The sequence below is a fragment of the Pseudoduganella umbonata genome (assembly GCF_014192225.1).
Lineage (GTDB): Bacteria > Pseudomonadota > Gammaproteobacteria > Burkholderiales > Burkholderiaceae_D > Rugamonas > Rugamonas umbonata.
Genome location: NZ_JACHXS010000015.1, coordinates 81,458 through 107,098, shown reverse-complemented (window position 1 = coordinate 107,098; position 25,641 = coordinate 81,458). Strand labels below are relative to the sequence as shown.

The window sequence follows — 25,641 nt, the reverse complement described above, 5'->3', positions numbered from 1 at the left end:
GTCTCCTCCTGTTGCTGTTTATTCGCCGGCCACGCGGATGCCGATGTTCTTGGTGCGCACGTAGCTGTACAGCGCTTCCTGCCCCTTCTCGCGGCCGAAGCCGGACAGGCCCACGCCGCCGAACGGCGTCTCGATGCCGCCCGCGTACCACTCGTTGACGAACACCTGGCCCGCCTTCAGCCGGCGCGCGCAGCGCATGGCGCGGCTGATGTCCTGGGTGAAGACGCCGGCAACGAGGCCGAATTCGGTACCGTTGGCGATCGCCAGCGCTTCTTCTTCCGTGTCGAACGGGATCACGACGAGCACCGGACCGAATACTTCTTCCTGGGAGATGCCCATCTCCGGCGTCACGTCGCGGAACACGGTCGGCTGCATGAACCAGCCGGCCCGTTCGCGGCAAGCACCACCACCGGTGGCCAGCCGCGCACCGCCATCGACAGCCTTGCGGCACATCGCTTCGACCTGTTCGAGCTGGCCGGCGCTGATCACCGGCGTCAGGTCGGGATTGTCGCTGCCAGGGCCAATGTGCAGCCCGTCCGCCAGCGCGACCACTGCACCGACGACCTCTTCGTACACGGAACGCTGCACCAGCAGGCGCGACATGGCGGAGCACACCTGCCCGGCATTGAAGAAGATGCCGCTTTTCACGCTGTCCAGCAGCTGCGGCAGGTCGGCGTCGGCGAAGACCAGCGCCGCTGATTTGCCACCCAGCTCCATCACGCTGGGGATTGCCCGCGCAGCAGCGCTGCGCAGGATCGACTGGCCAGTGGACACCGAGCCCGTGAACACGATCTGGTCGACGTGCGGGTGATCCACCAGTCGCGCGCCGACCTGGCGCCCCGGTCCGCACAGCAGGTTGACGGCGCCTGTCGGCAACCCCGCTTTCGCAATCGCCTGGAACAGCACGCACATGCCCAGCGGCGACAATTCGGGCGACTTGACGACCACCGCGTTGCCGGCGGCCAGCGCCGGCGCCAGCGAGCGCGCACAGATCGACACGGGGAAGTTCCATGGCACGATCTGGGCAGACACGCCCATCGGGTCGTAGACCGTGAAATCCATGTAACCGTCGCCCAGCGGGATCGAGGTGCCTTCGATCTTGTCGGCCAGGCCGGCGTAGTACTCGAAATAGCGGGCCGCCTCGGTGAATTCATCCCTGGCGTCGCGCAGGCTTTTGCCGTTTTCGTGGCACAGTACCCACGCGCCCTCGTCGGCCACCGCGCGGATTTCCGCAGCGATGCGCAGCAGCCAGGTGACGCGCTGCGCCGGGCGCACACGGGTCAGTTCCGCGTTGTCGGCACAGCGGCGCGCTGCCGCCAGCGCGCGCTCGGCATCGTCGCTGCCGGCTTCCGCGATGGTGGCCAGCGGCTCGCCGGTGGCTGGATTGCTGACGGTCAGCGAACGCGGGCTGTCGCACCATTCGCCATCGATGTAGTTCAGCCAGTGCGGCTTGATCGGGAACATGGCCGCTCCTCAGGCCGCGGCCGTGCCGGATTGCGCTGCGGCCAGCAGCTGGCGCGCGCCCCACTGGTGGAAATAATGCGTGGGCACGTCCATCTCGGGCGAGAACACGCCGCCCTGGTAGCCGGGCGAAGAGCGGCCCTTCTGCATGCCTTCGACCGACGCCACGTCTTCGGCGAACACCACGCGCCAGGCTTCCAGCACGGCTGCATGGCAGGCGGCATACCGTTCGTCCAGTGCCTCGTCGCCCACGTAGAACAGCCGCAGGTGCTCGATGGTCTTGCCCGGCGCGATCGGCTGCAGCTGCATGGCAAAGGCATGGTCGGCCTGGATGCCCAGCAGCACGTTGGGGAAGAAGGCGACATATTCGGCGTTGCGCAGCCGGTCCTTCGGCCAGTCGGGGAAGGTGGGCAGGTTGGTGCCGGCGACGTCCGACAGGTTGTACGCGTAGCTGCCCTGCCCCGCGAAGTGCCCGGCGAACAGGATGTTGTAGTGGTCTTCCAGCCGCGAATAGGTGTTCAGCGCCGGATGCACCCATGGCAGGTGATAGGCCTCGCAGTAGTTCTCCACCGCGAGTTTCCAGTTGCAGTTCACCTCGATGCTGGTGGCGTCGCCGCTGCCCTTGCGGCGCAGCAGGCTCATGCCTTCGGGGCCGAGGAACTGCGACCAGCGCTCGGTGAGCGGTGCCAGCATGTCCTCCAGCGGTGCCGCGTCGCCGGACAGGTTGACGAACACCATGTCCATCCAGACCTGGCTGCGGATCGGCTTCAGGCCGTGCTTTTCGCAGGCGAAGCGCTCGTCCTTGTGCTGGTTGATGCCGCCGATGTGCGGCGTGCCCTTCAGGCTGCCGTTCAGGTCGTACGTCCACGAATGGTACGGGCAGCGGATCACGCCCTGTACTTCGCCGGGCTGTTCCACCAGTTTCATGCCCCGATGGCTGCACACGTTGTGGAACACCTGCAGCGCGCCGTCGCGGTTGCGCATCAGCAGCAGCGGCAGGCCCATGAAGTCGACCGGATTCACCATGCCGTTCCTGGGCAGGTCGCTGGCAAATCCAACGCAAGCCCAGGTCTTGCCCATCACGTTGTCCCGCTCCAGCGCAAACGCGGATTGCTCGGTATAGAACTCGTTGCCAAGGCCACTGGCCTGGTGGATGGGGCGCAGCACGTCTTCGAGCTTGTGGAAGGCGATGCGCTGGGAAGGGGTATGGCTCATGTGATCTCCTGTATCTGCGGGTCCGAAGGCCCAGGTGTTGTGGCACCTAGTTTCGGGCTGCAGGGGGATGATCGACAAACGAGTTTTACACGCCTATTTGTGAGTTTTTATCATGAATCGGCGCCGGCGACCTGCTCCAGCAGCCAGGCGCGGAAGCGCCGCACGCTGGGGCGCCAGGCGCCGCGATCTTCGGGTTCGAGCAGGTAGAACATGCCGCTGGTACGCAGGGCCGCGTCGATCGGCCGCACCAGTGCGCCTGTCTCCAGGTGGCGATCGACCAGGTTTGCCCACGCGAGCGCAATGCCCTGGCCGGCGACGGCGGACTGTATCAGCATCGCGTAGCTGTTGATGTTGATGCGGCGGCGCGGCTCGACCGGCACGTGCCCGGTGCGGCGATACCATTCCGCCCAGCCGATCCAGCCACTCTGCGGATCCTCCAGCCACAGCCAGGTGCAGTCGCACAGCTGCTCCGGCCCAGCCAGGCCGGGATGCTTCGCCAGGTACTCCGGGCTGCACACCGGAAATACCTCCTCGGCGAACAGCGGCGTCGCGTGGATGCCTTCCGGCCGCTGGCCGCTGTAGAACACGGCCAGGTCGCAATCGAGGCGGCTGAAGTCCTTCGCCTGGTCGTTGGCGATGATGCGCAGTTCGATCTCTTCGTTTTGCCGCTGGAATTCCGCCACGCGCGGCAGCAGCCACATGGATGCCAGCGCCGTACTGGTGAACACCGTGACCTGCTGCGCGCCCTTCCAGTGGCGCACCGCGCCGGTGGCGCGTGCCAGCTGCGTCAGTACGTCATGGATGTCCCGGTAATACTGTTCGCCCTTGCTGCTGAGGACGATGCGGCGCGTGGTGCGTTCGAACAGCGGCGTGCCGAGGTAATCCTCCAGCAGCCGTACCTGCCGGCTGATCGCTCCCTGGGTAACGTTCAGTTCCGCGGCGGCCACGGTAAAGCTGAGGTGGCGGGCGGCTGCCTCGAACGCCACCAGGCTGTTCAGGGGTGGCATCGGGTCGATCTTCATGGTGTCGCGTGTCTCGGTATAGTTGTTTTTTTAAGATACCACGCACCGGCAGCGGCATGCCACGTACCGGCCCGCGGACCGCATCACCTGACCCGCGCCCGCGATCCGGTTCATACTGTCGATCCCGCCAAACCGCCGAACGGAGCGCCGATGAAGACGAGTCCCACCGACACATGCTTTGAAGCCCGCCTGCTGCGCCCCGCGGACTTCCAGGGCGAGGATCCCTGGGCGTTCGCCATCCTGCCCAAGGCGGAAAGCGACCGGTTCGCGCGCCGTGGAAGAACCAGCGCGGAAGGCTGGCTGAATGGCCAGCCGTTCCAGGCCATCCTCGAGCCGGACGGCCAGTTGAGCCACTGGCTGAAGATTCCCGCGGCCTTGCTCAAAAAATCGGGTGCGCAGGCAGGAGAACTGGTGACCCTCGCGCTCCAGCCGCTGGCGGACGAACTGGAACCGCAGATGCCGCCGGATTTGCTGGCCGCGCTGGCCGCGTCGCCGCAAGCCGGCGCGACGTGGGACAGCACCACGACGATTGCCCGCATCGACTGGATACACTGGATCGGCTCAGCCAAGCAGGAAAAAACGCGCCTGAGCCGCATCGCCGATGCCTGCGACATGCTTGCGGAAGGCAAGAAACGCGTCTGCTGCTTCGACCCGTCCGGCTACTACAGCAAGGCGCTGCGTGCGCCCCGGCAGGCGCCCTGACGACGGGTGCAAACGTAACCGTCCTGCTCCCAGGCGCGTGGGCGCCATCCAAGATCCTGGACCGGGCCACCCCACCCAGTCCAATTTCTTGGACAATTTCCCTCTCCCCTTTCAACTTAATCGAGTAAAAACAATAACTTAGCCATTCAAACCAGAATGGCATGGCGCTTGCTATCTACGAGCCACCCCCGCGGTGGCTCACCGCGGTCCCAACAAAACGGAGACTGCAATGCAAAAAAAGCGCCCTCTCACCCTGTATATCCTGATCGCGATGCTGCTCGGCATCGTGGTCGGCCATGCCTGTCACACGGTATTCCCCGACAAGGCGATCACGACCGACATTTCCGCCAACATCTCGCTGGTGACGGACATCTTCCTGCGCCTCATCAAGATGATCATCGCGCTGCTGGTGTTCTCCACGCTGACCATCGGCATCGCCAACCTGGCGGACGGCAAGGCCGCCGGCCGCATCGGCGCCAAGGCGTTTGCCTGGTTCATGCTGGCCTCGCTGGTGTCGCTGGCGCTGGGCATGGGGCTGTCCAACCTGCTGCAGCTCGGTACCAACCTGGGCTTGCCGCTGCCGGCCGCCGACGCCAGCACCGGCCTGAAGACCGCCGCATTCACGCTGAAGGATTTCATCACGCACGTGGTGCCGAAGTCGCCGATCGAGGCGATGGCCAATAACGAGATCCTGCAGGTGCTGGTGTTCTCGATCTTCTTCGGTTCCGCGCTCGGCGCGTTGGGCGAGTCCGGCAAGCGGCTGGTGGGCGTGGTGGACGAACTGGCGCAGGTGATGCTGCGCATTACCGGCACCATCATGAACCTGGCACCGCTGGCGGTGTTCGCCGCCATGGCGTCGGTCGTCACCACCAACGGCCTGGGCATCCTGGTCACCTTCGCGAAGTTCATGGGCGGCTTCTACCTGGGCCTGCTGTGCCTGTGGCTGCTGCTGATCGGCGCCGGCTTCCTGGCGCTGGGCCCGCGCGTGTTCCGCCTGGTCGGCCTGATCCGCGAACCGTTCCTGCTGGCCTTCTCCACCGCCAGTTCGGAAGCGGCCTATCCGAAGCTGCTGGTGGCGCTCGACAAGTTCGGCGTGCAGCGCCGCATCTCCAGCTTCGTGCTGCCGATGGGCTATTCGTTCAACCTGGACGGCTCGATGATGTACTGCACCTTCGCCGTGCTGTTCATCGCCCAGGCCTACGGCATCGACCTGTCGGTGGGCACGCAGATCACCATGCTGCTGCTGCTGATGCTGACCTCCAAGGGCATGGCCGGCGTGCCGCGCGCATCGCTGGTGGTGATCGCCGCGACGCTGACCCAGTTCAACATTCCCGAAGCGGGCCTGCTGCTGCTGATGGGCGTCGACCAGTTCCTCGACATGGGCCGCTCCGCGACCAACGCGGTGGGCAATGCCGTGGCCACCGCCGTGGTGGCGAAGTGGGAAGGCGCGCTGGAAGAGCCGGCGCCTGGCCGCGACGAAAAACTGGCCGGACAAGGCCGCGTCCACGCCGCCTGACGATAACAACAACAAGGAGACTTCATGAAACACGCAGTCACCGCGGCGCTGGCACTGGCCTGCGCCGCCTCCCATGCGCAAACCCAGGTCAAGGTCTACGGCGTGATGGACGCCGGCCTGGTGGCCGAATACGGCAGCCCCGGCGGCAACCGCACGGGCGTCACCGGCGGCGTCGCGTCCGGCTCCCGGCTAGGCTTCAAGGGCACCGAAGACCTGGGCGGCGGCCTGTCCGCCAACTTCGTGCTGGAGAGCGGCATCAACATCGATACCGGCACGTCCGGCCAGGGCGGCGTGCTGTTCGGCCGCCAGGCCTGGGTGGGCCTGGCGGGTGCGTTCGGCAGCGTGAGCGCGGGCCGCCAGCTGTCGCCCTACTACAAGGTGCTGCGCGACGTGGCCGATCCGTTCGCGGACGGCCTGGCCGGCCAGGCGATGAACATCATCGCGGGCTACCGCCGCATCGACAACTCGGTGGTGTACGGCACGCCGAAGCTGGCCGGATGGTCGGCCGAGGTGGCGTACGGCGCCGGCGAGGTGCCTGGCGGCCTGGCTGTCAATGGCACCCGCAAGCGCGTGTTCAGCGGTACGCTGAACTATGCCGCCGGCGCGCTGGCGGTGTCGCTGGGCCACCATCGGCGCGAGGATGCGCTGCTGCCGGACCACATCGGCAATACGCTGCTGGCGGCGCGCTACAGGGTGGGCGCGGTCACCGCCCACGCGGCCCTGGTTCGCGCCCGCGGGCTCGGCGGCGAGACCAGCCGCGACGCCCTGCTCGGCCTGGCATATGCGGCGGGGCCGCACCGCGTGCTGTTCTCGGCCATCCGGCATGACGACGGCTCGGCGGCGCATCGCGACGCAAGCCAGTTCGGCGTCGGCTACCTGTACGCGCTGTCGCGCCGCAGCGACATCTACACGGCCTACGGCCATATCGACAACGACAACGGTGCCGCGTTCAGGGTCGGCAACGCAACCGACGACGGCAACGGCAACGCCGCGTTCAATCTCGGCTTCCGGCACGCGTTCTAGCGCTCCGGAATGGCGTATTTGCTATAGTCGCCAGCATGCCAGCACCGTCCGACAACATTGCCGAGGTGGCCAGGGACACGGCCAACGCGGCGGCCAATGAGGTAGCCAGCGGGGCCGCAGGCGCGCGGCTGCCCGTCGCACGCCCGCGGCCGTCCCGACGGTGGTCGCGGCGCAAGGTAATGGGCTGGTGCGCCGCTCTCGCGGGCGGCATGGTCCTCGCCCTCGCAGCCTACCGCTGGACCGAACAGTCGAGCACCGAACGGCTGCGAGCGGCGGGCGCGCAGCGCCTGGAGGTATACGCGGCCAGCCTGGAAAACCTGCTCGACAAGTACGACTTCCTGCCCCACATGCTGGAGCTGGACAAGGATGTGCAAGCCCTGCTGGCGCATCCGGAAGATCCCGTGCGCCGCCAGGAAATGAACGGCTACCTGGAACGCCAGAGCAGGCAGGCCGGTTCGCGCATCATCTATATCGTCGACCTGCAGGGCCGCACGCTGGCGGCCAGCAACTGGCGCCAGAAAGACAGCTTCGTCGGCGACGACATCGGCTTCCGGCCCTACCTGCAGGATGCGCTGCGCGGCCGCCCGAGCGGCTTCTACGGCGTGGGCACCACCAGCGGCGAGCCAGGCTATTTCTATGCGCGCGGCGTGCACCGCGACGGCCGCATGCTGGGCGTGGCCGTCGTCAAGGTGAACATCGAAGCGCTGGAACGCGGCTGGATGCAGGGGGCCGACAAGGTGATGCTGGCGGACGCCAACGGCGTGCTGTTCCTGTCGTCCGCGCCGGCCTGGAAGTACCACACGCTGCGCCCGCTGCCCGCCGGCGTGCGCGCCCGCCTGGATCAGACGCGCCAGTACCACCGCCTGCCGCTGCCGCCCCTGCGCATCGTTCGCGACGAGGCGCGCGCCGGCGGCACGCGCGTGGTGGCCATCGGTGCCGGCGCCGGGCATGACGCAAGGGCCGGTACGCCGCCCCTGCTGATGCAGACCCGCTCGCTGGCACCCCGCCAGTGGACCTTCATCTACCTGTCGGACCTGAGCCAGGCGCGCGCCAGCGCCCGGGCGGCCATGCTGTTCGCCTGCCTGGCGTACGGCTTCCTGCTGCTGCTGTTCCTGTACGTGCGGCAGCGCCTGCGGGCCAGGGCGCAGCTGCAGGATGCCTACAACAACCTGGAGGCGATGGTCGCGGAACGCACCGCCCGGCTGGAGCACACCACGCAGAGCCTGATCGACGAGATGGACGTGCGGCGCCAGGCCGAGCAGCAATTGCACCGCACGCAGAACGAGCTTTACCAGGCCGGCAAGATGGCCGTGCTGGGCCAGATGTCGGCCAGCATCACGCATGAACTGAACCAGCCGCTGACGGCGCTGCGCACGATGGCCGACAATGCCGTGCTGCTGTTCGACCGGGGCCGCATGGCCGAAGCCCGGGAAAACCTGGCGAAGATCTCGCAGATCGTGGCGCGCATGGGTACCATCACGGGCAAGCTGAAAAGCTTTGCGCGCAAGTCCAATGCCGGGCTGGCGCCCGTTTCCGTCCACACGGCTGTCTCGAACGCGCTGGTGCTGGTGGAGCGCCGCATGCAGCTGGACAAGGTGGCATTCACCTTCGACATCGGCCCGGCCGACATCTACGCGCTGTGCGACAGCAACCGTCTGGAACAGGTGCTGCTGAACCTGATGAGCAACGCGCTCGACGCGCTGGCCACGCTGGAGCGCGGCGCGCCTCGCGAACTCGCCGTGAGCGTGGCGCGGACCCCGGCATCGGTGCTGATCCGCGTTGCCGACAACGGTCCCGGCCTGTCGGGAGAAGCCCGCGGCCGGCTGTTCGAGCCCTTCTTCACCACCAAGCCGCAAGGCGAGGGACTGGGGCTGGGCCTGGCGATCTCGGAACAGATCGTCCGCGACTTCGGCGGCAGCCTGCGCGCCGAACCAACCGATACCGGTGCCTGCTTCGTCATCGAACTGCAGGCGGCACCGCTGGAGCGATGATGAACGACACAGACGCGAATGCGATGGAAACCGGCGGGATCGACGTGATCCTGGTGGAGGACGACGCCGCGGTACGCGAAGGCAGCGCCCAGGCGCTGGACCTGGCCGGTTTCGCGGTGCGCGCCTTCGACAGCGCCGAACCGGCACGCGAGCTGCTGCATGCGCACTGCCGCGCCGTGCTGGTGAGCGACGTACGGCTGCCCGGCATGAGCGGGCTGGAGCTGCTGGCCGCCATGCGCGCCGTCGATCCCGACCTGCCGGTAATCCTGGTCACCGGCCACGGCGACATCGCGATGGCAGTGCAGGCGATGCATGACGGCGCCTACGACTTCATTGAAAAACCCTACTCGTCCGCGCAACTGGCCGACGTGGTACGGCGCGCGGCCGACCGGCGCCGCCTGCAGCTCGAAGTGCGCGAACTGCGCCAGCGCCTGGCCCACAGCCAGGGCATTGACGCCGCGCTGCTCGGCAACGCGCCGGCAATGCGCGAACTGCGCCGCTTGATCCTGGACGTGGCCAGCCAGCCAGCCGATGTGCTGGTGTATGGCGAGACGGGCACCGGCAAGGAGCTGGTGGCGCGCTGCCTGCACGACTTCAGCGAACGCGCCGGCCACCATTACGTGGCCATCAATTGCGGCGCGATCCCGGAAACGATTTTCGAGAGCGAACTGTTCGGCCATGAAGCAGGCGCGTTCACCGGCGCGGCGAAGCGCCAGACGGGCAAGATCGAGCACGCGTCGAAAGGCACGCTGTTCCTCGACGAGATCGAGAGCCTGCCGCTGGCGATGCAGGTCAAGCTGCTGCGCGTGCTGCAGGAACGCCTGGTCGAACGACTGGGATCGGTCCAGCCGCTGCCGGTGGACGTGCGCGTGATCGCCGCGTCGAAGGCGGACCTGCAGGAGCTCGTGAAAACGGGCCAGTTCCGGCCCGACCTGTACTACCGCCTGAACCTGATCGTGCTGCGCATCCCGCCGCTGCGCGAACGGCGCGAGGACATCCCGCTGCTGTTCGAGCATTTCATGCTGGATGCCGCGGGCCGCTACCGGCGCGACGTGCCGTCCGTGCCGGCGGCGCACATGCAGGCGCTGATGCGGCACGACTGGCCGGGCAACGTGCGCGAGCTGCGCAACGCCGCCGACCGCTACGTGCTGGGCCTGCAGGGCGCCCTGCCCGGTATTGCGGCGGGTGCGGCCGCCGGCACGCCCCCAGCCCCGCTGGCGGACCAGGTCGGTGCGTTCGAACGCGCGCTGATCGAGGTCGAGCTGCGCAACGCCGGCGGCAACGTCAGCGTCGCGTGCGCCGCGCTGGGCTTGCCCAAGCAGACCATGTATCACAAGATGCAGAAGTACGGGCTGGTGGCCGAAGATTACCGGTAGGGATCCTCCAGCGCGCCAACGTAGTGCAGCGATGCCGCACCATGGGACACTGGCCGGGCCGCCCGCGTGGCGCCACACCCGCTGAGCAGCTTCCGTGCCCCTTGCATGATTCTTGCCTGACTGTTGCCTGATTTAGACACGCACCCCGATGCTGTACCTTGACCAGGAGAAGACCATGAACACGGCAGGCACACAAGGCGCCCCGGCGCTCAGGCAGACACTCGGCACCGTCCAGCTGTGGGGCATCGCCGTGGGGCTGGTGATCTCGGGCGAATATTTCGGCTGGAGCTATGGCTGGGCTTCCGCCGGCACGCTGGGCTTCACGGTGACGGCGATCTTTGTGGCGCTGATGTACGCCTGCTTCATCTTCAGCTTCACGGAGCTGACCACCGCCATCCCGCAGGCGGGCGGCCCCTTCGCCTACAGCAAGCGGGCGTTCGGCGCCACGGGCGGCTATCTCGCCGGCGCGGCGACGCTGGTCGAATTCGTGTTCGCGCCGCCGGCCATCGCGCTGGCGATCGGCTCCTACCTGAACGTGCAGTTTCCCGGGCTCGATCCGAAGTGGGTGGCGGTCGGCGCCTACCTCGTGTTCATGACGCTGAATATCGCCGGGGTGCAATTGGCCGCGACATTCGAACTGTTCATCACCGTCGTCGCGATCGGCGAGCTGCTGGTCTTCATGGGCGTCGTCTCGCCCGGCTTCTCGCTGGCCAATTTCACGCGCGGCGGCTGGGCCGGGCAGGACGCGTTCACAACGGCGGCCATTCCCGGCATGCTGGCGGCGATCCCGTTCGCGATCTGGTTTTTCCTGGCGATCGAGGGCGTCGCGATGGCGGCCGAGGAAGCAAAGGACCCGCGCCGCTCGATTCCCATCGCCTACGTGGCCGGCATCCTCACCCTGGTGGCGCTGGCCATCGGCGTGATGGTGTTCGCCGGCGGCGTGGGAGACTGGACGAAACTCGCCAACATCAACGATCCGCTGCCGCAGGCGATGAAGGCCGTGGTGGGCGGCGACAGCGGCTGGCTGCACATGCTCGTCTGGCTCGGCCTGTTCGGCCTGGTCGCCTCGTTCCATGCCATCATCCTGGGCTACTCGCGGCAGGTCTTCGCGCTGGCGCGCGAAGGTTTCTTGCCGCGTGGCCTCGCACGCATCCACCCGCGCTTTCGCACGCCGCACCTGGCCGTGCTGGCCGGCGGCGTGGTCGGCATCGTCGCCATCTTCAGCGATGGGTGGGTGAACTTCGGCGGCCAGACGCTGACGGCCAATATCGTCACCATGTCCGTGTTCGGCGCCATCACGATGTACATCGTCAGCATGCTCAGTCTCTTCAAGCTGCGCCGCACCGAGCCGGACATGGTGCGGCCATGGCGCGCGCCGGGCTATCCGTGGGTACCGGCTTTCGCTGTCGCCGCGGCGGTCGTCTGCCTGGTGACCATGGTGTACTACAATTTCCCGATCTTCTGCGTGTACGTCGGCCTGCTGGCGGCCGGCTACGTGGTGTTCCTGCTGAGCCGCGACAAACGCGCCGCGCTCCCCTCTTCCCCGCCAGCCGGAGGCTCGCACCATGCCTGAATATTCCCATACCGTCGGCGCCAGGACCTACCGGTTCGCCGGCCTGCGCGAGCTGCTGGCGCGGGCCACGCCGGCACGCTCGGGCGACTTCCTGGCCGGTGTCGCAGCCGGCAGCGCCGAGGAGCGCGTGGCGGCCCAGATGGCCGTCGCCGACCTGCCGCTGACCGCTTTCCTGAACGAGGCCGTGGTGCCCTACGAAACGGACGAGGTCACACGCCTGATCGTCGACGGGCACGATGCCGCCGCCTTCTCGCCCGTGCGGCACCTGACGGTGGGCGACTTCCGCAACTGGCTGCTGGGCGACGACGCCGATACGGCCGCGCTGGCGCGGCTCGCGCCGGGCATCACGCCCGAGATGGCGGCCGCCGTCTCGAAGATCATGCGCATCCAGGACCTGGTGCTGGTGGCGCGCAAGTGCCGGCCCGTGACGCGCTTTCGCAATACCATCGGGCTGCCCGGAACGCTGTCGACGCGGCTGCAGCCGAACCATCCGACGGACGACGCTTCCGGCATCGCCGCCAGCCTGTTCGACGGCTTGCTGTACGGCAGCGGCGACGCCGTCATCGGCATCAACCCGGCCACGGACAACGTGCCCCAGGTGATCCACCTGGTGCGGATGCTCGACGAGATCATCGCCCGCCACGCCATCCCTACCCAGTCGTGCGTGCTGACGCATGTGACGAACACCATCGCCGCCATCGAACGGGGTGCGCCGGTCGACCTGGTGTTCCAGTCGATCGCCGGCACGCAGGCGGCCAACGCCAGCTTCGGCATCGACCTCGCGCTGCTGGGCGAAGCCCGCGCCGCCGCGCTCTCCCTGGGGCGCGGCACCGTGGGCAACAATGTGATGTACTTCGAAACCGGTCAGGGCAGCGCCCTGTCGGCCGGCGCCAACCACGGGCTGGACCAGCAGACCTGCGAGGCGCGCGCCTACGCCGTGGCGCGCAGCTTCGAGCCGCTGCTGGTGAATACGGTGGTCGGCTTCATGGGCCCGGAATACCTGTACGACGGCAAGCAGATCACGCGCGCGGGCCTGGAAGACCACTTCTGCGGCAAGCTGCTGGGCCTGCCGATGGGCTGCGACGTGTGCTACACGAACCACGCCGAAGCCGACCAGGACGACATGGACGTGCTGCTGACGATGCTGGCCACGGCCGGCTGCACGTTCGTGATGGGCATTCCCGGCGCGGACGACATCATGCTGAACTACCAGACCACGTCGTTCCACGATGCGCTGTACGCGCGCCGCGCGTTCGGGCTGCGGCCGGCGCCGGAATTCGACCGCTGGCTGCGCGACATGGGTATTTTCGAGGGCGACGCCGAAGTGAGCCTGGGCCGCACGCTGCCCGCGCCGTTCCAGCGCGCCCTGCTGCAGCTTTCGTGAAGGAGCCTGTCATGTCGGACCCCATCGGCAAGCCCGATCCCTGGCAGGCGCTGCGCCGTTTCACCGCCGCGCGCATCGCACTGGGCCACACGGGCGTCAGCCAGCCAACCTCTGCCCAGCTCGACTTCCAGCTGGCCCATGCGCGCGCCCGCGATGCAGTCCACCTCGCGCTGGATGCCGGAGCGCTGGCTCGGGCCATCGAGACGGCGTGGCCGGAAGCGGCCCCCTGCCTGACGCTGCACAGCGCGGCGGAGAACCGCCACGTCTACCTGCAGCGGCCCGATCTCGGCCGCAGGCTGGACGCAGTTTCCCGTGCCACGGCTTCCCGTGCATCGTTGACTGGCAGGCAGGCCGCCGCACGGCCCTTCGACGTGGCGTTCGTGGTGGCGGACGGCCTCTCCGCGCTGGCCGTCGCGCAGCACGCGGCACCCTTCCTCGCGGTGCTGCGCGAACGGCTGCGGGATGAAACCTGGTCGGTGGCACCGCCATCGATCGTGCTGCAAGGGCGCGTGGCGGTCGGCGACGAGGTCGGCGAACTGCTGGGCGCGAAGATCGCCGTCGTGCTGATCGGCGAGCGGCCGGGCCTGAGTTCGCCGGACAGCATGGGCCTGTACATCACGTGGGCGCCGGCGGTGGGCCTGACCGACGAACGGCGCAACTGCATCTCCAACGTGCGGCCGGCCGGGCAGCGCTACGAGGAAGCGGCGGGCCGGCTGCACTACCTGCTGGCGGAGGCGCGCCGGCGGCAGCTGACCGGGATCGGCCTGAAGGACGAGAGCGGCGGCCCGGCGGTGCTGCCACAGGAAGGGAACGGGAAGTTTTTACTGTGAGTGCGTGCGGCGTCAGAAACCGGTGAAGGTATCGGTTTCCCAGGCGGTTTCCCCATTCGGATACACGGCGACGCCGGCGCCGCCCAGCGCACTCGTCGCACCGGGCGCCGAGACATCGCCCTTGATGAAGGCATCGATCAGCCGCACCGTTTCCAGCGGCCGCGCGACCGGAAAGCCGTGGTCGAAGCCCTGGTTCGGGTTGATCATCACGGCGGTCACATCGGCGCCCGCGCGCTTGAGATCGTATTTCGAGGTGGCCGTGTAGTTGTCGTAGATGACCTGGTCGCCGCGCCAGGCGGCAAAATCGGTGGTGGCCTTCACCAGCATGGCGCGCTTGCCGTTGAACAGCGCGCCTAGGCGGCCGTCGCCCGGGATGGTGACCACGGTGCCGTCGGCATTGGGTGCGGGCTTGACGACGTCGACGGGCGAGACGTTGAATTTATGCGAGTAGTACAGCGATTCCGGCATGTACTGGATAGTGAAGCCGTCGAGCAGTGAACCGTTGTAGTTCGGCGAGGCGCGGAACGTGGGATCGGTGACCGCCGCGGGCGTGAAGGCCTTGCTGATATCGTATTTCAGCACGTCGTTGTAGACCACCGCGTCCCAGGTGGCCTGCACGTTGGCGTAGGTGCGCTGGTCGCCCTGCCAGGAACGCTGCTGGAACCCGGTGCCGGCAATGCCGGCAGCATCGTTTGCAACGGTGACCCAGTCGCCGTTCGCCCATGCATGCCCGGTCGAATCGGTGCCGGCCTGGCCCGCGTTAAAGCCGACGCGGACACCGCGCGTGCCGATCCCCGCCAGGCTGACGACATTGGCGTACCGCCCCGGATTGGCGATGACCATCTCCAGCGCGGCGCCGAAACCCATCGAGTAGCCGACCAGCGTGACACCGGAGGCCGGCAAGTTGGCGATCTTGTTCATCACCTTTTCGAAATCGGCGGCGAAGTCCTTCAGCGACGTGATTTTCGTGTTGTAGCTCGACTTGCCGCTGCCGCGGTAGTCGAAGGCATACACGGTATAGGCGTCATTGAGCGCGTCGACGGAACGGAAGAAGCCCATCATGCCGTCGAAGGTGGCGCCCGACGTGTTATTGCCGGGTACCAGCACAATGACCTTCGGGCCATGGCCGGCCTTGCGGACATAGATGCTTTCCTTCGGATCGCCGGGGGCCGCGCCATCGATGATGATGGCGCCTTCGCCGATGGTGGCGATGGCATCGGCATTGGCGCCGGGGGCACCTGGGGCACCCTGCTCTCCCGGGACGCCCTGGTCGCCGTCGTCGCCGCCGCAGCCTTCAAGGCCGATCGCGAGGGGCAGCAACAGCAGTGAAATGACGCGCCTGGTCTGCAGCATGGTGTCCCCTCGTTAGTCCGGTGGCTATCAGGGTGCCGCTCCCGTCGCGGGATGGCGCCGAATAACGATAACACGACGATAGGAAAAAGACATGTCTGCGGATGCATTCTTGCGGCCGGGCGCCACACATGCCCGAACCGGGCCGGCGCCAGGAACCCGGCAGCCGGACAACATCGCTGATTCGCCGAGTGCCTGCAACTTCACTCATTGTCGCTTGCTTTGGGAAGCAGATTGCCTATCCTGAGATGCAGCGGGCAACCTGACAGCCTGCGCCAACGGAGATGCCGATGAAAACGATCGTTTGCCTTGGTCTCGCACTGGCTGCCGCGGTAGCGCATGCCGAAGAGCCTCCCGTCTTCCATCGATACGCAATCACACCGCTGGTGGGCGGAACCGGCTTCGAGGCATACATCAACAGCAGCGGGGCGATAGCCGCCACGCAAAGAAGCCCCGATCGCGCGTTCGTCTGGACTTCACCCGGCCAGCGGAGATTCCTGGACATCCCGATAGCCGGGAAACCGGCAGTCTCCGGCATCAACGATGCCGGAACGGTTGTCGGGCAAGTCGAATACCAGATCGACCCATCATCCCTGAGCGCGGGGGCCTATATCGCGAATGCCAACGGCACCTACGTCAATATCGGCGCAGCATTTCCCAGCTATAGCCTGGCCCACTACGTCAACAACAGCGGGACCGCTGTCGGCGAATTCGGCACGGTCGCGGGCCCGGAAAAAGCATTCATCTACAACAACGGCACCTTGACGACGGTCGGCGCGGAGAATTCGTGGGACGGCATAGGCTTCCACGCCATTAACGATAGCGGCTCGATTGCCGGTTCGCAGCGTGGGAACAGGACCGGTGTCTTCACTGCGTTTACCTATCATGACGGGCAGTTCACCTATCTGCCCGGCCTTGGCGGGACAGTGAACAGTGTCCACGATATCGATTCTGCCGGCACAGTGGTTGGAGGGTCGAATTTTTCAGGCGACGCATATGGGCATGCAGTCATGTGGAGAGATGGCGAAGCGATCGACCTTACTCCCGGGTTCGCTTACTCCACGACTGCCTTCGGATTGAATGACCTCGGCCAGGTAGTGGGAACCGGATCGGGACCAGGCTGGATCTGGACCGATGGCCGCGTTGCGCAGCTGAACCAGTTGATCGACCCGGCGTCGGGATGGAGCATCGATAGCGCGTTTGACATCAACAACGCGGGCCAGATCGTTGCCCACGGTTGCAAGGCGATGCTTACGGAGTGCGGCGTGCTGCTGCTGGACCCGCTCGGCCTGGTGCCGGACCCGCCGCCAGTGCCCGAGCCATCGACTGTCCTGCTGCTGCTGGCAGGCCTGAGTGTTCTCTTCGCCGGGAGGCTGCATCACAGGTAAATGCGGCCGAGGCGTGACAAGCCCCAAGATCATGTCGTTATCAGGAATTTCTTCACATACCACGCCAGGTATTCTTGCTGTAGGGCGCTGACCGCGCAACGCGGCCGAAACCAGTCCTCGACCTGCCCGCTCTCCACCCGTCGCCCGTGCGCGCCTGCGTTTCGCTGCCCGCATAGGGCATTGGGTGCACTTCGCCAGGCACCCCGCTGCTGAGCGAGCCTGCTTCAATCATGCTACGCTGTCGCCCGCGCCGCCAGGCCTTCGCAATCCTGGCCGCACACCGACCGCCGTGGCGGCCGGCCGGATCCTGGAGGATCGGCCGGTTCCGCGCTCACTCCCACCGGCCTGGCGTACCACGCGGTACGCCAGGCCATCGAACGACATCAAGGAAATACCCGTGCTGCCAATCGTCGCTCTTGTCCTCGGCTCGTACCTGGCCTGGCGTTATGTATGGAGACTGCAACTCGGCGTCGCCGGCAGGATCGCTCTGGCGGTCCTGCTGATGGCGCTGCTCGAACACCACTGGCTCGTCAGCCGCCTGTTCGGCACCACCATTGCGTCGCCGGAAATTCCCCGCGCCGCGCTGATCGGCGTGAGCGTGGCCCATGGTACGCTGGTACTGACGGCTGTCCTGCTGCTGCTCAGGGACCTGGCCGGCCTGGCCGCCTGGCTGCCTTCGCGCGCCACCGGGCAAGCCATCCTGCGCAACAGGACCGCGCCGCACGTCTTCCTCGCCGTGAGTCTGGTACTGGCGGGCATCGGCGTGGCGCAGGCGATCAAGGTGCCGGCCATCAAGCGCATGGAGGTCGCGCTGGCGGGATTGCCGGCGGAACTCGACGGCTACCAGGTTGCGCATCTGACCGACCTGCACCTGAGCCGGCTACTGCAGGAGCCGTGGGCGAAGGCGGTGGTCGCGGCCACCAACGCGGTGGCGCCGGACCTGATCGTCATCTCGGGCGACCTGGTCGACGGCACGACGGCGGCCCGCAGTGCCGATGTGGCGCCGCTGGCGCAGCTGTCGGCAAAGGACGGCGTGTTCGCCGTGGCGGGCAACCACGAATACTATGCCGAGTATGCGGCGTGGATGCGCCGGTTCGACGAGCTGGGCATCGACATGCTGGAGAACCGGCACGTGGTCATCCGGCAGGGCCTCGTGCTGGCCGGCGTGCCCGACATGATGGCCGAACGGCACGGCCAGCCGGTTCCCGACACGGCCAAGGCCCTCGCCGGCAAGCCGGCCGGCCTGCCGGTCGTGCTGCTGGATCACCGGCCGGGGAACGTGCTGCGCAACCAGCCGCTGGGCGTCGACCTGCAGCTGTCCGGGCACACGCATGGCGGGCATGCCCGCGGCCTCGACTGGATCATTGCCCGCTTCAACCAGGGCTTCGTGTCCGGCCGCTATGCGGTCGGCGCAACCACGCTCTACGTGAGCAACGGCGCGGGGCTATGGCCGGGCTTCCCGATCCGCCTGGGCCGGCCTTCCGACATCACCCTCATCACGCTGCGCACGATGAAGCCGGCGGGCCAGGGGGCGAGCCAGGAAAGCTAGGCCGCCTGCCCCTCCAGCAGCCCCTCGAACGCCTCGCGGGGCACCGCCTGCGAGTAGAAATACCCCTGGATGTAGTCGCACCCGATGGCGGCCAGCGCATCGCGCTGGGCGCCGTTCTCGACCCCCTCGGCGATCGCTTCGATGCCGAGCCGGTGCGCGAGGTCGACGATCGCCTCGGTCAGCGCCCTGTCGCTGCTGTCGCTGGCCAGGTTGTCGATGAACGACTTGTCGATCTTCAGGTAGTCGACGTCGAACTGCTTCAGGTACGACAGCGCGGAAAAGCCTGTGCCGAAGTCGTCGATCGACACCCTTGCCCCGGCCGCATGCAGCCTGCCGAGGCAGCGCGCCACCTGCGCCGTATCGTTGACCAGCACGCCCTCGGTGATCTCCACGGTGAGGCTGTGATGCGGCAGGTCCGCCGCCACCAGCCGGTCGAGCCACGACAGCGGCCCGCGCTGGTCGAACTGCGTCGGCGAGATATTTACGCTCAGTTCGATCACGCGGCCGTACATGCGCTGCCAGCGCCGGATGCTGGCGATGGCCTCGCCCAGTACCCAGTCGCCGATCTCGGCGATCAGGCCGGATTCTTCCGCCAGCGGGATGAACTGCGCCGGGCTGATCATGCCCCGCTCCGGATGGCGCCAGCGCAGCAGCGTCTCGGCCTTGTGGATGCCGCCCGTCGCGACCTCGACGATCGGCTGGTAATACACGTGCAGCTGCTGGCGCGCCAATGCCTCGCGCAGTTCGTTCGTCAGCATCAGCTTGGCATGGGCCTGCCGCTGCAGCGATGGCGTGAAGTACTGGAACCGGCCACGCCCGGCCTGCTTGGACAGGCGCATCGCGTGCTCGGCATTTTTGACCAGTTCGGCGGCATCCGTGCCGTCGTCCGGATAGACGCTGATGCCGACGCTGGCGGTCACGTAGGCCATGTCGGCGGGGCCGAGGCGAAGCGGCGCCGCGACGGCCTCGATCGCGGCCTGCGCAATCGCCTCCAGGTGCGGGCGCCGGTCGAATTCGCCGGTCACCAGGGCAAACGAGTCGCCGCCCAGCCGCCCCATCGTGGCGTCTTCCGGAACGCAGCCGGCCACGCGCCGGGTGAGCTCGACGAGCGCGGCGTCGCCCCTGGCATGGCCGAAGCTGTCGTTGATGTCCTTGAAGCGGTCCAGGTCGAGCAGCAGCACGCCGAGCCCCGCGCCGGCGCCATGCGCCTTCCTGATGTCCTGCTCCAGGCGGTCGAGGAACAGGCGGCGGTTCGGCAGGCCAGTCAGCGTATCGAAGTTGGTCTGCCGCCACAGCAGTTCGTCCTTCTGTTTCTGCGCGCTGATATCGTGGAACTGGATGACATGGCGATAGATGCGCCCGTCCGGCCGCCGGATCACGCGGATATCGACGAACTTGGCCGTGGAGGCGCCCGCGCCGTCGCGGTCGTGGACTTCGCCCTGCCAGTGCCCGCTGTCCTTCAGTTGCTGTTCCATGCGGGCATAGAAGCCGTTGTCGTGCGTGCTCGACTCGAACAGCCGCGGGCGGGTGCCTGTCACTTCGGCCAGCGTCGCCTCGGCAAGGTCACGCCCGGCCTGCGCCAGGAAGGCCGGATTGGCGTCGACGATCCGGTTGGCCTCATCGGTGACGACGATCGCTTCGAGGCTGGTCTGGTAGATCAGGTTCGCCATGCGCATCGACTCTTCCAGGTTGCGCCGGTGGGTAACGTCCTGCACGGTACCGCGCAGTATCGCCACCCGGCCATCCTCGAGTACGGGGCTGCACAGGATGCGCACCCATTTGCGGCCGGCGCCGGTATCGATGTCCAGCTCCAGGTCGAACGGCGTGCCGTGGGTGGCGGCAGCATCGAGCGCGCGCCCGGCCTGCAGCCGTTCTTCCTCGCCGCGGCAGGCCAGGCAGTGCTCGAGCGTGAGCGGCTGGCCGGGCGCGGTGCCGTAGATCCGTGCCACCTCGCCGGTCCACTGGAACACGCCGGTGGCCGGCGCCAGTTCCCAGGCACCGATGCTGGCCAGCGCGCTCATTTCCTGGAGCAGGCGCTCCTGCTCGCGGATCGTGCGTTCGCGCTGGCGCCGCTCGGTCATGTCGCGCGCCACGCCCAGCACGCCCAATACCGTGCCGTCCGGCTTGAGGACCGGTGTCTTGATCGTCTCGAACACCCGGTCGCCGGCCTCGCCCGGTATCGCCACCTCGTCCTCGGACAGCAGTGCCCGCCCGGCCAGCAGCGTGGCAACGTCGTCGCGGCGATACCGCTCGGCCGCCGCTTCCCCGAACAGCGTGACGTCGTCCTTGCCGATGACCTGTTCGCGCGGCAGTCCCAGCAGCGCCAGCAGGCGCTGGTTGCAGGCCTGGTACAGGCCCGCCGCATCCTTCAGCCAGATCACGTCCGTGCTGCTTTCCACCAGGGTGCGCAGCTGGGCCTTCTCGGTTTCGAGTTCCCTGGTACGCATGCGCACCGCCCTGCGCATCGACAGCAGCCATGCCGCCAGCAGCAGCACCACGCCGCCCAGCACGGTCATTCCCTCCACCAGCGGCCGGGCATAGCGGGCGAAGCCCAGCGGGCGCGCCATCCACTTGTCGCGCAGCGCGGCGGTTTCGGCGGGCGTGATCTGGGCCATGCCGCGCTCGACCAGCGCGAACGTGGCGGTGTCGCCCTTGCGCACCGCGCGGTGCAGTTCGTCGCGGCCCAGCTCGAACGCCTTGGCATAGGTATCGTTCAGGTCCAGCCGGTACAGGTCGTAGTTGGCCGCGTAATCGTCCTTGCAGAACAGCCTGACGCCGCGCCCGGACAGCGCGTCGAGCAGGCTGGCGTACGTGGGGAAGACGCGCACGCTGACGCCGCTGATGGCGCGCAGGCGATCCACGCAGGCATCGCCCGCCTGTACCGCCACCTGGAAGCCGCTCAGGCTGGTACTGTCGCGCAGGCCGGCAATCGAGGTATCGGCATAGATCGACGTGGCGACCGACGCGTACGGTGCCGAATAATCGTAGCGCCGTGCCCGCGCTGCGGTATGGAAGATGGTATCGGCCACGTCGACCTGGCCATTTTCCAGCAGCGGCTGCACGCGCGGCCAGTCGACCGCGTGCAGCTCGACCTTGACGCCGGTCCGCTGCTCCCACAGGCGCCAGATATCGATCGAATAGCCCTCCAGCTGTCCGTCGGCGTTGCGAAAGACGAACGGCGGATAGTTCTGGTCCAGTGCCACGCGCAACGGCGCCCCCGCCACGGCGGACGGTGGCAGCAGCGGCAGCAGCAGAAACGTTGCCAGCAGGGCGCGGGCGATGAACACGATGATGGGCATACCTCCTCGGCGGGGAACCGAAAGTAACACATCCCCGGGTTTCGCCACGGACGGCAGGCTTCGCGGCCCGGGCGGTCCGTCGATGGTTTCAGTGCGCCAGCTTGCGCACCAGCATCGCGGGATTGTCCCACCCCAGCAGGAGCGCGACGCGGTGCGTGACCCAGTACGCCTCTTCCGGCGCGGTCCACCCCGAGCTGGCCAGCGAGATGCGGTATCGCTCCAGGATGTGGCTGCGCAGCAGGGACGTTGCGGGCGCCTGGCCGCTTTGCCGGATTTGTTCGCTCAGCCGCACGGCGAGGTCCCGGCAGGTGCGGTAGCGGTCGAGATATGCGCTGTGGAATTGCTTGTCGAGCACGCTGTAGTCGAGCACGCCTTCCGGCAGCTCGTCGTCGTCGATCAGGTCGAGCAGTTCATCGTGTACGGGGAAGTCGTCCGGAACATATCCGTCGATATCGGCATCTGCGGCGCTCGCAGGCGGAGTGCTAAAGGTTTTCATCTGGTGCTCCCGAAAGGACCGGCAAGCCTCCGCAAACCACCGGTCTCGTTGTTAGATCATGACATCATCCGCAGCGGCCTGGCTCCATGGCGGCGCGTCGTCGCACCGCCCTGCGTGAACCAGGTCTTGCAGGGCGACATCATAGAGCCTGCGCCGCAAAAGCAGCGCCCGATTGCATCGCGGAAGCCGCATCGGCCGGCGCGTCGGCCTTGCGCGCGCGCGACCGCTCGAGGACGATGGACATGATCTCGTCCAGGCTGCTCGGCTTGACGAGATGCCGGTCGAACCCCGAAGCGGCCACGCGCGCGGCGGTGGCGGCATCGCCCCACGCCGTCAGCGCGACGAGCATTGGCTGCGGACCTGGCCTGGCGCGCAACGCGCAGGCAGTGGCGTAGCCATCCATGACGGGCATGCCAAGGTCGAGAAACACGATGTCAGGCTGGAAGTTCTCTACTGCCGCAAGGGCCTGGACGCCGTCGTATGCCGGCCGGGCGTTGAAACCCCTGGCAACGAGGACGTCGGAGAGCAGGTCGGCGGCATCGTGGATGTCGTCGACGATAAGAATACGGGGAGAGGAAGTAAGCATGGCCGTGTGTCCGAAAGCGTCGCAAGGCGACATTGCAAGCGGCGTTGGCTCGGCCGGGATGGTAGGAAAAGCGATAACTGGGCTTTCCCTGCATCAAGTGTAACACGCTACCATGGCGCTATCGACGTTAAATGACGGCGGTCGCGAAGTTGCCCATGCCGGGTTCGAATCCTGTTGAGGCGGGCGTGCGCCTGCCGATGGCAAAGTACGCACGCCCGCGGCCCGGTGGCCATGCCTGGCCTACTGCAACCGCACAGCCCCGCACGTTCCGTGCCCCGGCTCCTTCCGGGCCAGGCGCCGCCACTGGTCAATGAATGAACTGTCGCGGCAGCATGTCCAGCAGTTCCCGCTCCGGAACCGGTTTCGAGAAGTAATAGCCCTGGCCGAAATCACATCCAGCCTGTGCCAGGATTTCCATCTGGCACCGGGTTTCGATGCCTTCCGCGATCACCTCCAGACCAAGCCGGTGCGCCATGATCACGATCGTTTCCGCAATCGTGCGATGGCTGGCATTCGTTTCAATGTCGTGCACGAACGACTGGTCGATCTTCAGGTAATCGATATGGAACTTGTGCAGGTACGACATCGACGAGTACCCGGTGCCGAAGTCGTCGATTGCCAGGCGCATGCCCGATTGCGCGTACTGCATCAGCATCTTGTTCACGTTCGACGAGGGATGCAGCAGCAAGCCCTCGGTGATCTCGACGATGATGCTGTTCGCGGAGATACCCATGCGCTCCAGGTACTGGAGCCAGTCCGACTCCTCATCCTGGCGGATGAACTGCAGTGGGGATTTGTTGATACCGATCGGGATCAGCTTTTTCGCATGCTGGCTGCAGCGCCTGGAGCATCCAACCGCCTGCTGGAAGACCCAGTTGCCGATCGCGTTGATCAAGCCGCATTCCTCGGCGATCGGTACGAACAGCGATGGCGCGATATTGCCGAGTGACGGATGCTTCCAGCGCACGAGAGCTTCCGCCTCGGCCATCACCCCGGTGCGCAGGTCGATGATGGGCTGGTAGCACAGCGACAGCTGGTTTCGTTCCACGGCATGCCTGAGTTCGTAGGACAGTTGCAGGCGCGCATGCGCGCGTTCGTCCATCTCGCGGGTGAAATAGCTGAACTGATTCTTGCCCGCCTGCTTGGCCGCATACATCGCCTGGTCGGCCTTGCGCATCAATTCGTCGGCCGACGTGGCATCGAAGGGGCTCACCGCAATGCCGAGACTCCCGGTGACATAGCCTTTTTCGTTGCCGAGCGTGAATGGAAGGGCCAGCGCGAGCAAAATCTTTTCGCTGACGAATTCGATGTGGTACGCCTCGTCCAGGCCGGTCAGGACGATCGTGAATTCATCGCCACCGAGGCGCGCGACAATGTCGGACTCGCGCACGCATTCCTTCAGGCGGCGCGCCACCTCGCACAGCAACAGGTCGCCGGCGTCATGCCCGAGCAGGTCGTTGACCTGCTTGAAGCCATCGAGGTCGACGAACAGCAGTGCCAGCGTCTGGTGCAGGCGGTGTGTCTCGTGGATAGCCGCTTCCAGCCTGTCGCGCAGCAGGCGGCGATTCGGCAGGCCGGTGAGGATGTCCAGGTTGGCGTGGCGCCAGGCCTGCTCTTCGGCTTCCTTGCGCGCCGTGATGTCCGACGTGGTGCCCACGATGGCGACAGGCTTGCCGCGCTCGCTCCAGGCAACGATCACGCCGCGCGACAATACCCAGCGCCACTGGCCCTGCTTGGTGGCTTGCCGATACTCGCATTCGTAGATCGGCGTTTCGCCTTTCACGCACGCGCCCAGCAATGCCGTGGCGCGCGGCAGGTCTTCCGGATGAATGAAGCGGCTCCAGTCGACCTTGCCGTCGATCGGTTCGTCCGGTTCCCAGCCGAAAATCTGCTTGAGCTTGCCGGAAAAGGTAAACGTGTCAGTGACGAGGTCCCAGTCCCAGATACCGTCGCCAGTGCCTTCGACGGCAAACTTCAACCGTTCGTGCATCAGCGACATTTCACTCTGGATCTGCCTGCGTTCGGTGACATCCCGGATCAGTACCTGCGCGGCTGCCTTGCCTTCCCAGCTGACCTTGTTGGTGCTGACTTCGACGAAGGCCATGGCGCCATCGAGGCGGCGCGCGGCCAGCGTGACGGGCGCCCCGCCGCAGTCCACGGCGGTGCTGACGGTGCGCTCGAAGATCTCGACGGTGACGGCATCGAAGAAGTCGGCCGCAGACCGCCCGATGAGATCGCCGGCATGGGCGGCGCCGAAAATGGGCGCCGCCGCCGCGTTGGCGTAGCGGATCCGGCTGCCTTCCTTGACGAGTATCCCGTCCGGACTGCTTTCAGCAAGCAGGTGATAGCGTTCCTCGACGGACCTGGCGGCCTCCTCGGCCTTTTTCCGGTCGGTGACATCCACGCAGGCCCCGACCAGGCGTTGGCGCGTGCCATTGCCGGCGTCGACCACCCTGCCACGCGTCAGCAGCCAGATGACGCGATCGTCGCGCCGGCGCATGCGGTGCTCGAGACTGAACGACTGCTTCGAGGCGATCGAACCGCCGAGGGCTTTCCTGACCGCCGCCAGGTCGTCCGGGTGGATGCCCTGCTCCCATTCGCCGGTTGGCTGCAGATGGACGGCTGGAGGCAGGCCGAGCATCGCCGACATGGTGCGGCAAAGAACGATCGTCCGGGCCACGGGATCGATGGTCCAGGTACCGATGCCGGCACTCTCCGCCGCCATGCGATAGGTCAGGGCCGATTCGGCGTCGTCCGCATTCTCTCCGCCAGGAGGACTCTCGTCCCCGGGGCTGGAGTGAACGCGACTATGGATGCCGGATCCGGTCATGACGCCGTGTGAAGAGAAGGGCCTGCCTTGCAGTGTAGGACTGCACGACA

18 protein-coding genes are annotated in these 25,641 nt (G+C 66.8%); 10 read left to right on the top strand and 8 right to left on the bottom strand.

The window, feature by feature from the left end; all coding sequences use genetic code 11:
• Window positions 1-18 precede the first annotated feature (18 nt).
• From FHS02_RS28905 to FHS02_RS28895, 3 genes are all read right to left on the bottom strand, one after another.
• Window positions 19-1,464 carry an aldehyde dehydrogenase family protein gene (locus tag FHS02_RS28905; RefSeq protein WP_137312129.1) on the bottom strand — a complete coding sequence of 482 codons (1,446 nt, stop codon included), beginning with the start codon at window positions 1,462-1,464 and terminating at the stop codon, window positions 19-21.
• Between the two features lie 9 nt (window positions 1,465-1,473).
• Window positions 1,474-2,676: an aromatic ring-hydroxylating oxygenase subunit alpha gene (locus FHS02_RS28900; RefSeq protein ID WP_137312128.1), complete on the bottom strand. Its 1,203-nt coding sequence runs from the start codon at window positions 2,674-2,676 to the stop codon at window positions 1,474-1,476.
• 110 nt (window positions 2,677-2,786) lie between these two features.
• On the bottom strand, window positions 2,787-3,698 hold the full coding sequence (locus tag FHS02_RS28895; protein WP_137312127.1) for a LysR substrate-binding domain-containing protein: 912 nt from the start codon (window positions 3,696-3,698) through the stop codon (window positions 2,787-2,789).
• Window positions 3,699-3,848: 150 nt separating this feature from the next.
• Here FHS02_RS28895 and FHS02_RS28890 point away from each other — a divergent pair, with 150 nt between their 5' ends.
• The 8 genes from FHS02_RS28890 (at window position 3,849) to eutC (ending at window position 14,093) form a co-directional block, all read left to right on the top strand.
• Window positions 3,849-4,400 (top strand): YdeI/OmpD-associated family protein, encoded by a 552-nt coding sequence (locus FHS02_RS28890; protein WP_137312126.1) that lies wholly within the window; start codon window positions 3,849-3,851, stop codon window positions 4,398-4,400.
• Window positions 4,401-4,629: 229 nt separating this feature from the next.
• A complete protein-coding gene (locus FHS02_RS28885; RefSeq protein WP_137312125.1) occupies window positions 4,630-5,916 on the top strand; it encodes a dicarboxylate/amino acid:cation symporter in 1,287 nt (428 codons plus the stop codon).
• A gap of 24 nt (window positions 5,917-5,940) precedes the next feature.
• Entirely contained in the window at window positions 5,941-6,939 is a 999-nt protein-coding gene (locus tag FHS02_RS28880) for a porin (protein ID WP_137312124.1), read from the top strand.
• Window positions 6,940-6,974: 35 nt separating this feature from the next.
• Entirely contained in the window at window positions 6,975-8,930 is a 1,956-nt protein-coding gene (locus FHS02_RS28875; protein ID WP_229422462.1) for a sensor histidine kinase, read from the top strand.
• Complete coding sequence (locus FHS02_RS28870) at window positions 8,927-10,306, top strand: sigma-54-dependent transcriptional regulator (RefSeq protein ID WP_307722184.1); 1,380 nt, start codon at window positions 8,927-8,929, stop codon at window positions 10,304-10,306. The genes FHS02_RS28875 and FHS02_RS28870 overlap by 4 nt, the downstream gene beginning before the upstream one ends.
• Before the next feature lie 175 nt (window positions 10,307-10,481).
• Window positions 10,482-11,879, top strand: coding sequence for an ethanolamine permease (eat, locus tag FHS02_RS28865; protein WP_137312123.1), 1,398 nt, complete (start codon window positions 10,482-10,484; stop codon window positions 11,877-11,879).
• On the top strand, window positions 11,872-13,263 hold the full coding sequence (locus FHS02_RS28860; RefSeq protein WP_137312122.1) for an ethanolamine ammonia-lyase subunit EutB: 1,392 nt from the start codon (window positions 11,872-11,874) through the stop codon (window positions 13,261-13,263). Before eat ends, FHS02_RS28860 begins: the two co-directional genes overlap by 8 nt.
• An 11-nt stretch (window positions 13,264-13,274) precedes the next feature.
• On the top strand, window positions 13,275-14,093 hold the full coding sequence (gene eutC, locus FHS02_RS28855) for an ethanolamine ammonia-lyase subunit EutC (protein ID WP_137312121.1): 819 nt from the start codon (window positions 13,275-13,277) through the stop codon (window positions 14,091-14,093).
• 12 nt (window positions 14,094-14,105) lie between these two features.
• Here the strand turns inward: eutC and FHS02_RS28850 are convergent, their stop codons facing one another.
• Entirely contained in the window at window positions 14,106-15,446 is a 1,341-nt protein-coding gene (locus FHS02_RS28850; protein ID WP_137312120.1) for an alpha/beta fold hydrolase, read from the bottom strand.
• A gap of 287 nt (window positions 15,447-15,733) precedes the next feature.
• Here FHS02_RS28850 and FHS02_RS28845 point away from each other — a divergent pair, with 287 nt between their 5' ends.
• Together FHS02_RS28845 and FHS02_RS28840 are read left to right on the top strand one after the other, a co-directional pair.
• Window positions 15,734-16,831 (top strand): PEP-CTERM sorting domain-containing protein, encoded by a 1,098-nt coding sequence (locus FHS02_RS28845; RefSeq protein ID WP_175424665.1) that lies wholly within the window; start codon window positions 15,734-15,736, stop codon window positions 16,829-16,831.
• Window positions 16,832-17,228: 397 nt separating this feature from the next.
• A complete protein-coding gene (locus FHS02_RS28840; RefSeq protein WP_137312118.1) occupies window positions 17,229-18,380 on the top strand; it encodes a metallophosphoesterase in 1,152 nt (383 codons plus the stop codon).
• Here the strand turns inward: FHS02_RS28840 and FHS02_RS28835 are convergent.
• The 4 genes from FHS02_RS28835 to FHS02_RS28820 all read right to left on the bottom strand — a co-directional run bounded on the left by FHS02_RS28835 (window position 18,377) and on the right by FHS02_RS28820 (window position 25,591).
• Entirely contained in the window at window positions 18,377-21,679 is a 3,303-nt protein-coding gene (locus FHS02_RS28835) for an EAL domain-containing protein (protein ID WP_137312117.1), read from the bottom strand. The two genes, FHS02_RS28840 and FHS02_RS28835, sit on opposite strands and share 4 nt — an antisense overlap.
• 88 nt (window positions 21,680-21,767) lie before the next feature.
• Window positions 21,768-22,175, bottom strand: a complete 408-nt coding sequence (locus tag FHS02_RS28830) for a hypothetical protein (RefSeq protein ID WP_137312116.1) — start codon at window positions 22,173-22,175, stop codon at window positions 21,768-21,770.
• Window positions 22,176-22,314: 139 nt separating this feature from the next.
• The gene (locus FHS02_RS28825; protein WP_137312115.1) at window positions 22,315-22,761 is read right to left on the bottom strand and encodes a response regulator; all 447 of its coding nucleotides are present in this window, start codon (window positions 22,759-22,761) and stop codon (window positions 22,315-22,317) included.
• A gap of 307 nt (window positions 22,762-23,068) precedes the next feature.
• Window positions 23,069-25,591 (bottom strand): sensor domain-containing protein, encoded by a 2,523-nt coding sequence (locus FHS02_RS28820; RefSeq protein ID WP_137312114.1) that lies wholly within the window; start codon window positions 25,589-25,591, stop codon window positions 23,069-23,071.
• Between the last annotated feature and the right edge of the window lie 50 nt (window positions 25,592-25,641).